This is a genomic window from Nonomuraea antri (assembly GCF_013283785.1).
Classification (GTDB): Bacteria; Actinomycetota; Actinomycetes; order Streptosporangiales; family Streptosporangiaceae; genus Nonomuraea; species Nonomuraea antri.
The window spans coordinates 1-7,883 of the sequence record NZ_JABCPZ010000342.1 but is presented as its reverse complement, the minus strand read 5'-3'; the positions used below and the strand labels follow the sequence as shown (position 1 = coordinate 7,883).

Annotated in this window: 13 protein-coding genes; 12 read left to right on the top strand and 1 reads right to left on the bottom strand. The window is 64.5% G+C overall.

The annotated features are described in order from the left end of the window. Positions 1-490: 490 nt before the first annotated feature. Positions 491-1,660 (bottom strand): helix-turn-helix domain-containing protein, encoded by a 1,170-nt coding sequence (locus tag HII36_RS51400; RefSeq protein WP_173530709.1) that lies wholly within the window; start codon positions 1,658-1,660, stop codon positions 491-493. Between the two features lie 168 nt (positions 1,661-1,828). On the opposite strand from HII36_RS51400, the gene HII36_RS51395 reads away from it, so the two are divergent. From HII36_RS51395 to HII36_RS59035, 12 genes are all read left to right on the top strand, one after another. Further along, positions 1,829-2,146 (top strand): hypothetical protein, encoded by a 318-nt coding sequence (locus tag HII36_RS51395; RefSeq protein WP_217371011.1) that lies wholly within the window; start codon positions 1,829-1,831, stop codon positions 2,144-2,146. A 194-nt stretch (positions 2,147-2,340) separates the two neighbouring features. Next, the gene (locus HII36_RS51390) at positions 2,341-2,556 is read left to right on the top strand and encodes a hypothetical protein (RefSeq protein ID WP_173530708.1); all 216 of its coding nucleotides are present in this window, start codon (positions 2,341-2,343) and stop codon (positions 2,554-2,556) included. A gap of 120 nt (positions 2,557-2,676) precedes the next feature. After that, positions 2,677-3,621 (top strand): ABC transporter permease, encoded by a 945-nt coding sequence (locus HII36_RS51385; protein WP_173530707.1) that lies wholly within the window; start codon positions 2,677-2,679, stop codon positions 3,619-3,621. Positions 3,622-3,776: 155 nt separating this feature from the next. After that, complete coding sequence (locus tag HII36_RS51380) at positions 3,777-4,568, top strand: FtsK/SpoIIIE domain-containing protein (RefSeq protein ID WP_217371010.1); 792 nt, start codon at positions 3,777-3,779, stop codon at positions 4,566-4,568. Between the two features lie 13 nt (positions 4,569-4,581). Beyond that, positions 4,582-4,779, top strand: a complete 198-nt coding sequence (locus tag HII36_RS51375; RefSeq protein ID WP_173530705.1) for a hypothetical protein — start codon at positions 4,582-4,584, stop codon at positions 4,777-4,779. Further along, complete coding sequence (locus tag HII36_RS51370; protein ID WP_173530704.1) at positions 4,769-4,990, top strand: hypothetical protein; 222 nt, start codon at positions 4,769-4,771, stop codon at positions 4,988-4,990. Before HII36_RS51375 ends, HII36_RS51370 begins: the two co-directional genes overlap by 11 nt. After that, a complete protein-coding gene (locus tag HII36_RS51365) occupies positions 4,987-5,355 on the top strand; it encodes a hypothetical protein (protein ID WP_173530703.1) in 369 nt (122 codons plus the stop codon). Before HII36_RS51370 ends, HII36_RS51365 begins: the two co-directional genes overlap by 4 nt. Positions 5,356-5,446: 91 nt before the next feature. Then, complete coding sequence (locus HII36_RS51360) at positions 5,447-5,797, top strand: RRQRL motif-containing zinc-binding protein (RefSeq protein ID WP_173530702.1); 351 nt, start codon at positions 5,447-5,449, stop codon at positions 5,795-5,797. Continuing rightward, positions 5,794-6,045, top strand: a complete 252-nt coding sequence (locus HII36_RS51355) for a hypothetical protein (RefSeq protein ID WP_173530701.1) — start codon at positions 5,794-5,796, stop codon at positions 6,043-6,045. The genes HII36_RS51360 and HII36_RS51355 overlap by 4 nt, the downstream gene beginning before the upstream one ends. Before the next feature lie 229 nt (positions 6,046-6,274). After that, the gene (locus HII36_RS51350; RefSeq protein WP_173530700.1) at positions 6,275-6,781 is read left to right on the top strand and encodes a GIY-YIG nuclease family protein; all 507 of its coding nucleotides are present in this window, start codon (positions 6,275-6,277) and stop codon (positions 6,779-6,781) included. Further along, positions 6,765-7,358 (top strand): DUF2637 domain-containing protein, encoded by a 594-nt coding sequence (locus HII36_RS51345; RefSeq protein WP_173530699.1) that lies wholly within the window; start codon positions 6,765-6,767, stop codon positions 7,356-7,358. Before HII36_RS51350 ends, HII36_RS51345 begins: the two co-directional genes overlap by 17 nt. Before the next feature lie 3 nt (positions 7,359-7,361). Further along, a partial coding sequence (locus tag HII36_RS59035; protein WP_328808278.1) for a replication initiator occupies positions 7,362-7,883 on the top strand: 522 nt, incomplete at its 3' end.

Sequence of the window (7,883 nt, the reverse complement as noted above, 5' to 3'; positions counted from 1 at the left end):
CTCACAGAGAAGTCCTTGTATTGCATGCAGCTAAGCACCGAAAGGCGTTAGTTCTGGTCCGACGTCAAGGCGTCATTGACATATATCCAGACCAACAAAGGCACGCGACCTATCTTTGGCCTGCCCGGAGCCGGAGCGCCCCCGCCGGAGGCAATGCGGTAAGGCCGGCGCCATGACCACGTGCGCTTGCGCTGATGAGCTCGGCCTCGTGACCCGGGCTGTGCGCTTCCCCATCTTTGCGGCCCTGGCCTCGTCCGCGCCTGCCGACCGGCGTGTTGCGGGACGGCACGGGAGCCCAAGTGGACGTGCCCGGCCCGCGCCGAGTCGGCGGCGCGTGCGGCCCGGTCAGGGCCGCTTTAAGTTTGTAGAGAAAGTTCTCACAGGGGTCACACGACTATGTCGAGGCTGCGGAGGCAGGAACGGAATGCCTTTTCGAGGTGGTTGAGGACAGCTCTGCCCTTTTCAGCGGTGGCCAAGGATGGCCGAGCGGTTAGCGGAGCGACCGCAGCAGCTCGCGAAACTCTTCGGTTTCGGGCTCTCTGGAGTAGCGCTCCTCAAGTATTGCGTCCAGTTCTCCGGCGACCATGAGAAGGGAAGGAATTGACTTGCGGCCGGACTCCAACGCTTCTCTTCCGAGCGAGATTGCATGGTCGAGGTTCCCCTCTCGGGCCGCTGCCACTCCAAGCGTGAGCTGAGCTTCAGCCCTACGCATCGGGGCACGGATAGTTCCGTCTGGTCCGATCGAGCTTGCTAGCACCGCGTTTGCGTGCATGACAGCAAGAGAATCTTCCCCTGCGAGTCGGTAGGCGTCCATGGCATAGAAGTCCCACTTCGCAGGGTCCACGATGAAGTGGTTATCCGTGCGCTCAGGGACTGGGAACTTGCCTAGTACGGCGTGACCTCGTTCAAGAGTTGCACGTAGCTTGCGAGGTTCGTCAATACGCGCGAGAGCTTTCGCTTCTTGTGCGATGAGCTGGACAACGACAGAGTGATCGTGGCTGATGTCCTGAGCGGCGCAGGCAGGACCAATAACGTCTCGGTATCTGCCTTGAGTGAGTGCAAACCAAGCGGACATTTCGTGCGACCAACCGATGATTTCTGTGTTGCCTGCTTCCTCGCCGAGCTTGTGAGCAGCAGTCCGGGTGACTTCGGCGGCCGTTCTAAGGCCCATGTCGTACTCCAGGCACCCAACCAGCAAGGCTAGCCAGCCGGTGGCAGTGAGCAGCTCGGTGTGAGCCTTTAGGCCCACCGGCTTACGTAGCATGCCGGCGATCCGGCGCAGCCAGTCATGCGCTTCATTCCGCAGGCTTTCCGCATCGCGGTAGGCATACTCGCAGCCAAGCTCAAAGATCGTGGAGTGCAGAGCGTCGATTGTGATGGCGTCTGTGTCGGACTTGTGGATTCGACTGATTAGCTCAGCGGTCTGCCACGGACGGAGGTCTCTGTTTGCTGCGATGTCAGCATGAGCCGCAGCGATGAGTTCGCCGCGTGCGTTCAAGGTGACATCGCATGCACGAGCCACTTCTTCAGACGGCGCCTTTTTGCCCGTTTCAAGCCGAGAAAGGTATCCCTTGTCGTATTTCACCTGTGCCGCAAAGCGGGAAAGGGAGAGGTCGCACTCAAGGCGGAGTTGCCTAAGCTTGTCACCGAAGATCGCCATACTCACCACCCTACGTGCAGCTTTGCCGTTGCCTCAATTGTCCTCGCGGGGTAGGCAACAGTAGGCATCGGACAACAACTATCAGTCTACGTGTGACGGCTGTTCCATGGAGCTTGCAAGGGAGTTCGCACCAAAGGGGTGCGGCCCTAGATCAGAAAGGTGAGCTTCGTGAAGCTCTTGATCGATGTCACCGGCAAGTCGTTCATGGTGACGAAGGAAGCGGTCGAGAAGTCCGACCAGAACGGGCGTCAGAAGTCCGAGCGGGAGACCGGCCGACCGATGTGGGTCACGCAGGTCATGGCGCTGGACGAGACGGGCGGCGAGATGATCAACGTCACCACGGCCGGTGAAAGGCCCACGGTGACCGTTGGTTCTCAGGTCGCCCTGTTCAAGCTGGAGGCACTGCCTTGGGCGACCAACGGTCGCAACGGCGTGGCCTTCCGCGCGGCTGACATCAAGCCCGCTGGTGCTCCGGTCAGCAAATAGGCCGCGTCTGATCTTCGCCGCGAGGCGACGTAGTCAAAGACAAGAGGACAACGAACATCACAGCAAGTGATCACCCGGAGCGCTGCTACCACCGCTCCAGATGATGTCCCAGGGCTTCGGGACCAGTGCTTACACCATTCAGCCTGGTCCCGGAACGGGACCGGCAGTCAGCATCCGCCAGATCGGAGACTGCAATGAGCACCCACACGCAAACCACCACGCGGTACATGTACATCATGAGCGTGGTTGCCAGCGGTCGTCATTTCACCGCCACCGGCACCGTTGATGTGCAATCAGGAACCAGTCGCTTTGCTGTCCTGACTCACATCGTCGAAAACAACATCAAGCGAGAGCTTGGTCTTCAGGACTTCAGCATCCTGTATTTCAACCTCGAACTTGACGTCCTGTAGGCGTCAAAGGATCTCTCCCAGAGAGCTTCTCAGTCTCTCCCGAAGAAACAAGCGGGACCGTATCGGCTACCACGCGTCACGGTCCCGCCTCAACTCCCCACCCTCGACAGGAGGAGAGCCATGTCCAAGCGTACCTTCGGGACGCCTGCCAACAACAGAGGCGGCATCGGACGTCGCAACAGCTCCGTCACCGTCATCCAGGCCAACGTCCACTACAGCTACCTGCGCACCGCGAAAATCACCTTCTACGTGGTGCTGGTGGTCGTCGGCATCTTCGCTGCCGTGATCGCCACCTACTACCTGCCCCCGCTCGCCGCCGTCCCGGTCGGCCTGGCGGCTGGCACTCTCATCGGCGGCCTGGTCGCGTCCATCATCGCGATCTGGCCCGTGCTGCGTGCCATCTGGTGGTGGCTGCCGGAAATCGCCCTCGTCCTGCTGCTGATCGGCTGCTGGGTATACCTCCAGGAGCAGACCAACCCGATCATCACGGGTGCCGCTTACGCCAGCATCATCGCGGGATGCGGCCTGGTTCCCGCCTCGCGTCGCTACGCGATCGCACTGCTGTGGTGCCTCATCGTCCGGCACCGCCTGCGCACCTGCTTCACCTCCTTCCTCCCCACCGACCGGCATGGCCACCTGCCGTTCATCGGCCTGGCCAAGCCGACCCCGGTCGGGGAACGCGTCTGGGTCTGGCTACGTCCTGGCCTGTCGTTGGAGCAGATCGAAACCCAGCTCGGCCGCATCGCCGTCGCCTGCTGGGCCGCCTCGGTCACCGTGACCAAGGCACGCGCATCCAACTCCGCCGCCATCTACCTCGACATCAAACGCCGTGATGTCCTCAGCGGCCTGGTCGGCTCCCCCCTCACCGAGGCCCTGCCGACCGATGTCCCGGCCACTACCCGGCCGATCGCCACCGTTCCGGCTCAGCTCGACCTCGCTGACGTGCCGGACACCGACGACGCCGACCCTGCCGAGCGCCCGGCCAGAAAGGCCGGCCGACCCCAGGCCATAGGCGGCACTTCCGCCAAGACGGCCACGGACAATCCCGATCTCGACTGGATCTGACGCGTCGTCCGCTACCGGGAGACCTTTCGTTCTTCCCTCCCGGTAGCACCTCTTCATTCCGCTGATACGTGAGAGGTGACGCTGCCATGCACCCGGCTGTTTCCGGACTGTCGGCCACAATCCCGGTAGCGCCGTCGATGTCCATGTTCGACCCCGTGTTCATCGGGATCGACGAATCCGGCGACCCGGCCTACCTCGACCTGGTGTATCACAATCTGCTGGACGCCGGAGAACCCGGCGGCGGCAAGTCCGTACTGATCCAAAACCTCGTCGGGCACGCTTTCCTGTGCCACGACTTCACCCCCGTACTCCTCGACCCCAAATGGGTCGAGCTCGGGATGTGGATGGAAGCCGCCGAAGCAACCGGCGGCGTCTTCGTCGGCCCGGACATCGACAAGGGCCTTCGCGTACTGCGGCGCCTGCAAAAGGTGATGGACCGCCGCTATGCCTGGCTGGTCGTCCACGGCCGCCGCAAGTTCCTGCCGAGTGACGCCATCAAAGTCATCGGCGTCTTCATCGACGAACTCGCCTACTACACCGCCACCACCGGCACCCCCGAGCAGCAAAAAGAGTTCATCGCGCTCGTCCGCGACCTGGTCGCACGAGGCCGCGCCTGCGCCATGCCGGTCATCGCCGCCACCCAACGCCCCAGCGTGGACATCATCCCCACCTCACTACGCGACCTGTTCGGCTACCGGGCGGCCTTCCGCTGCACCACCCCCAACAGCTCCGACATCATCCTCGGCCACGGCTGGGCCTCGGCCGGATTCAACGCCCAAGCCATCAGCCCGCAAACACCCGGCGTCTTCTACCTCATCGCCGAAGGCGGCATCCCCCACCTGGTCAAAGCCGCCTACCTCACCGACGCGCAAATTCACCAGCTCGTCGACTACGTCACCTGGATCCGTCGTACCGGCGGCCAGGCTGCCGTACCTCTCGCCGCTTGAACGGAGAACACCCATGAACCACGACACGGTCCCGGCCCTGGACGAGGTGCCCTGGCCCGACCAGTCACCCCAGGACCTGGAGGTCCTCGCCCTGTGCTGCCCCCAGTGCGGCAACAACGAGCTCGTTGAGACCTCCATCCTCACCAACCAGGGCTACGAAGACGCCTTCGAATGCGACCACTGCGGGGAGGTGTGCCTCGATGCTCGCTGAAACCAGCTCCAGCATCGCCAGCCTCGGTATCGCCTGGCTGGAAAGCCCGCAGATCATCCAGCACACCCGCTGGTACGACCAGCTCAGCCGCCCCTACACCTGGCGACTGCCCATGTTCTGGCTCAAGAACGACGTCGACACCGGCGAGGAACTCACTGCGATGACCGTTCCGGCTTCCGCCTACGACGATCCTCAGTGGAGGCCGCTGTGATCCACAAGGTCTACCACCCCAACGGCAGCCCCGACCTGCGCAACTGGGCAGCCCAGTGCGACAACCACTGCCCCAACACCGTCGCTCTCCTGGAGGCGACACCCGCCGGCTGGATCGTCGGCCGCCGCGAGAACGGGCGCTGCTACTGCCCGCCCTGCGCCGAGACGCTCGCCATGTGCCTGATCTCCTGGGCGCTGGTCTGCCCGGTCTGCGGTTCTCCCCAGCTCACCCTCGGCACTAACAGTAATGGCACCAGCGAATTCGTCCTGTGCGACGGAGAGTGCCGCACCGCCTACCTGATCACCGACGGCTGGCACTGCACCTGCTGCGGCGATCCCATCGTCCTGCCTAACGGCACCGACTGAACACACGCGCGAGGGCCGGACCTCTCGCCAAAGACTTCCGGCCCCCGCCTCACCAATTCCACTCCGCCTAGTGAAGAGGAGTAGAACCACCATGCACATTAGCGGTGCTTCGGCTGCGCGGATACCGCAGCTCGAACAGCTCAACGCCACTCCCGGTACCCGCGTCGTCTTCTACGACCCCACCGGCAGCCAGTACAAACTGCCCACCTATCCGTGGAAGTGGGCTCCCAAGCACCTGAAGACCCGACGCCAGCTCACCGCCCTGGGCCTGCGCCCCGGCGGACAAGCCCCCGTCGCCCAGATCCTGTGGCGCAAGGGCGGCCGAGTCGCCTACCTCTACGACGTCAATCGCGCGCTGCCCAAGCGCACGCCCACCGGCAAGCAACTGGCCGCTCTCGACAAGGCCCTGCGTGCACGTCGCAGCAAGCGGAGCGCCTCATGAGCCGCTCCATCGAAACCCCCGACTACGCCGCATTCCTCAAGAGGATCATCCGCGCCTACAGCAAGCGCATCGCCGAAGGCGACATCGAAGCACTCGCCGACCTCGCCGGCGTCGTCACTGAACTCGACCACGCCATAGCCCAGGCCGTCACCCAGCTCCGCGCCAACCACGGCTACTCCTGGGCCGACATCGCCCGACCACTGGGCATCACCCGTCAAGCCGCCCAACAGCGCTGGGGTGACTCATGATCGTCACCTTCTGTCCGTTCGCCTCGGCCAGTACTCCCGATGACTACTGCGCTGCCCCCGCAAGCGTCCTGCTCGAAGGCGGGTGCCTGCACGAACACATCGCGATTCTCGGTTTCTGCCGAGCCCACGCCGACCTCGTCCTAGCGGCTCGCACCCTGTGCCGCAGCTGCTGGTTCGATCCCGACCACGCACATCGCTGTCTGGTGACCGCTCGCGAGGTGTCTCTCTGATGATCACCATCGGGACTGTCTACCTCCTGCACTTCGAGCGGCCCTACAAGCACGCCCGCCACTACATCGGCTGGACCCCCGGCGACCTGAACCGGCGCCTGCGCCAGCACCGCAACGGCACAGGTGCTCACCTCATGAAGGTCATCACCACCGCAGGCATCGACTTCGTCGTTGCACGGACCTGGACCGGTGGACGCAATCTCGAACGCTCACTCAAGAACCGGGGCGGGGCCTCACGCTGCTGCCCCCTGTGCGGCGTCACACCACGGGTCACCGGCTGGAACCGGCCCGATCCCGAGCACACCAGCACCGCAGACGCCAGCACTGCAGACACCATCACTCCGTACGAGATCAACCTCGTGGCGGCCATCTGCGCATGCGACCGCATCACTCACCTCGCGGCACCGCTCCTCGCCACCGCCTCGATCACCTGCACCGACTGCCATCAACCCGTCGTCCCGCAACCACGCGACGCCCAGGAGGAACACCATGTCCTCATCGGCTAACCGAACTGAACGCATCGAATCCGTGGTTCAGCTCGTCATCCTGCTCCTTGTCGGCCTCATGGCCGGAGCAGCCTCCTTCACCCACGTCCACGACTGGACCATGGCCAACAGCCCCGCCGGCACCGGCGAATGGTTCGGCTGGGCCAACGCCGTCATCTCCGAACTCACCCCCACCGCCTCCGGCCTGGAGGTCCGCCGCCGCAAGCGCAACGGTCAAACCATCGTCTACCCGATGATCGTCCTCATCGCCTCGGCCGGTCTGTCCATCGCGGCCCAGATCGCGGTCGCCAAACCCCATCCCACCGGCTGGCTGATCGCCGCCGTTCCTGCTCTGGCCTTCCTCGCCCTCACCAAGCTGGTCCTCTCCCGCACTCCCACCATGCAACCGGTGACACCCGGCACGGTCACGACGGCCACCGCACCGGAACCGAACCCGGAAACCCTGCCTGAATCTGCGGACGAGTCTCTCGGCCACGAGCGCCAGGACCACGCGCCCACCGACCGCACTCCCCAGGAGCGGAGCCCGGCCCTGCCGGTCCTGCAACTGCCCACCCCCGCCCTGGAAGGACAGCACTGACCCATGCAACTCCAGCTCGACACCGCTTCGGCGCTGGCTCTCACCCCCGGGACCACTTCTCCGGCCCCGGGCGTGGGGGCGAACACCGAAACCCACCCCTCCAGTTCCTTCGCCCACGAATCCAGCCAGCACATCCGCACCGCCCTGGAACGCGCCGCACGCCCCGGCTACTCCGCCTGGCTGCATCACGTCGAGTCAGCCGCGGCCTGCACCCAGCCGATCCGGCTGCACGGCAACCTGGCCACCGTCGACACCCGCACCGGCGAAATCCTCACCCACCGCCACACCTCGACCCTGCCGGACGGCGTCATCTACAAAGCCTGCGGCAACCGCCGCCACACCGTCTGCCCCGCCTGCGCCACCACCTACCAGCACGACGCCTACCACCTCGTACGTGCCGGACTCGTCGGCGGCAAGACCATCCCCGACACCGTCCGCACCCACCCGGCCGTCTTCGCCACCCTCACCGCCCCCTCCTTCGGCCCCGTCCACACCCGCGACGTCCGCCACTGCACCTGCCGGGAC

Bases quoted from the DNA above. Each gene is read 5' to 3' on its own strand.
- HII36_RS51400 (WP_173530709.1), bottom strand. From the start codon at position 1,660: ATGGCGATCTTCGGTGACAAGCTTAGGCAACTCCGCCTTGAGTGCGAC.
- HII36_RS51390 (WP_173530708.1), top strand. From the start codon at position 2,341: ATGAGCACCCACACGCAAACCACCACGCGGTACATGTACATCATGAGC.
- HII36_RS51385 (WP_173530707.1), top strand. From the start codon at position 2,677: ATGTCCAAGCGTACCTTCGGGACGCCTGCCAACAACAGAGGCGGCATC.
- HII36_RS51375 (WP_173530705.1), top strand. From the start codon at position 4,582: ATGAACCACGACACGGTCCCGGCCCTGGACGAGGTGCCCTGGCCCGAC.
- HII36_RS51370 (WP_173530704.1), top strand. From the start codon at position 4,769: ATGCTCGCTGAAACCAGCTCCAGCATCGCCAGCCTCGGTATCGCCTGG.
- HII36_RS51360 (WP_173530702.1), top strand. From the start codon at position 5,447: ATGCACATTAGCGGTGCTTCGGCTGCGCGGATACCGCAGCTCGAACAG.
- HII36_RS51355 (WP_173530701.1), top strand. From the start codon at position 5,794: ATGAGCCGCTCCATCGAAACCCCCGACTACGCCGCATTCCTCAAGAGG.
- HII36_RS51350 (WP_173530700.1), top strand. From the start codon at position 6,275: ATGATCACCATCGGGACTGTCTACCTCCTGCACTTCGAGCGGCCCTAC.
- HII36_RS51345 (WP_173530699.1), top strand. From the start codon at position 6,765: ATGTCCTCATCGGCTAACCGAACTGAACGCATCGAATCCGTGGTTCAG.